Raw genomic sequence first — 1,604 nt, 5'->3', positions numbered from 1 at the left:
CCCTCCGCCCGCGTCGGGGGTGTTTGGCTATGGGTCATACTCGTCCCTCCGTGATCAGCTTTTCCATCATATCGATCCGCTGACCGATCCAGGCCATGACGTTTACGGCCATTGAGTTGCCAAGCGCCTTGTATCGAGGCCCGTCCGCCGCATGCGGCTTGCCGTTCCAGGGGATGTTGGTAAAATCGTCGGGGAAGCGCTGCAGCCGCTCGCATTCCCTTGGCGTGAGGCGGCGGACGGCCCATCTCTCAGCGACGTATGATCGAGATGAGCCACCAGACCCAGCCCGGATATTGGCGCTGTCGTGTGGGCCTTCAAACTGCGATCCGCCTTCACGGCCGCGCAGATCGAAAGCTACCGCCTGCACATGGTGCCGCGCTTCGAGCGTGTAAGCCGTCCCGTCTTCGGAGTATCCAGCCCCCTGCGGTCCCGCATCAGGGTTCTCGCTGACAGCCCGCTCTTGAATTGCGAAGGCCACCAGATTGTCGTCATCCTCCTGCCGGCGCCCGGCATAGCCGCCCTTGCCTCCGCTTTCCGCGCCCCGGGTCAACGTCTTGGCAACCACGGGCACAATCGGCGTTCCTCTCCCCGTGCCATCCTCGCTGGCGTCAAAGCCTTCGTCGCGCAGCGCGTGGGCCACCAGCATGGTTGCCGCTGTTTCGGCTCCCATACCTGGCTGACGTTCGCCGCCGGTCGCGTTCCCGCCGGCAGGCAATGTTGCAGCGACTTCCGCAATAAATGTCTCGACTTCGAAATCTTGGCGTTGACCATGGGCCGTCAGGGCCGTCGATACGTCGATGGGTCCAGAGGTATTTCCGCCGCCATAGGCAGCCGTCAAGGGCACGTCGTCGGTGCCGTAGCCGCCAATGCGGCGAGCGCCGCCCGCAACTGTTCCGGCAACACTTTCTTTCGCGCTTCGGCGCGGCGCAGGATCCCAGCGCATGCCTTGGGGCTCAAGTAGTACCGCTGCGGCACGTCGCCAGTCTCCAAGATATCCGACAACGAAGACACGGCGCCGTCGCTGTGGGGTGGCACGAGCGTGGCCGTCCACTCGGATATATTGAGCGTCAAGAACTCGGTAGGCGAACCCATACCCGCATTCTTGAACGAAGCTGAGGAACGTGGCGAAGTCGGCGCTTTCGAGCCCTTCTCCCTCTTCACCTTCTTCGGACGGTTCATCGCCGCTTGCAGAGGAAAGCACGCCGGGGACATTTTCCCAGACGATCCAGCGGGCGCCAAGACGGCGAGCCAATGCGAGATATTCGAGGGCGAGGTTGCCGCGAGGATCATCCAGTCCAAGTCGCTTTCCGGCGACCGAGAAGGATTGGCATGGGGTTCCGCCGACAAGAAGGTCAACAGGTCCGGCGTCGGCTCCGATCTGCGTGAAATCGCCATAGTTCGGCACTCCGTTGGTGGCCAGCGGTTCGCCTGGCATGTTCGATCCGTAGTGATGGGCAAGCACGGCGGACGGAAACTTTTCGATTTCCGCGAAGAATGCCGGCGTCCAGCCCAGCCGATGCCAAGCCATAGTCGCCGCCTCGATGCCGGAGCAGACGGAGCCGTAGATCATTCGGACGGCCCCACATTCGATGAGGGTGTGGGGG

The 1,604-nt window shown here is 62.8% G+C and carries 1 protein-coding gene; it reads right to left on the bottom strand.

Annotated features, from left to right (window positions below):
* Positions 1-34 precede the first annotated feature (34 nt).
* On the bottom strand, positions 35-1,604 hold a 1,570-nt coding region (locus B9A97_RS29165), incomplete at its 5' end, for a DNA cytosine methyltransferase (RefSeq protein WP_210189740.1).

Origin of the sequence: Rhizobium sp. RU36D, assembly GCF_900176345.1 — a bacterium.
Taxonomy (GTDB): Bacteria; Pseudomonadota; Alphaproteobacteria; order Rhizobiales; family Rhizobiaceae; genus Allorhizobium.
This window is presented reverse-complemented; position numbering and strand designations above follow the sequence as displayed.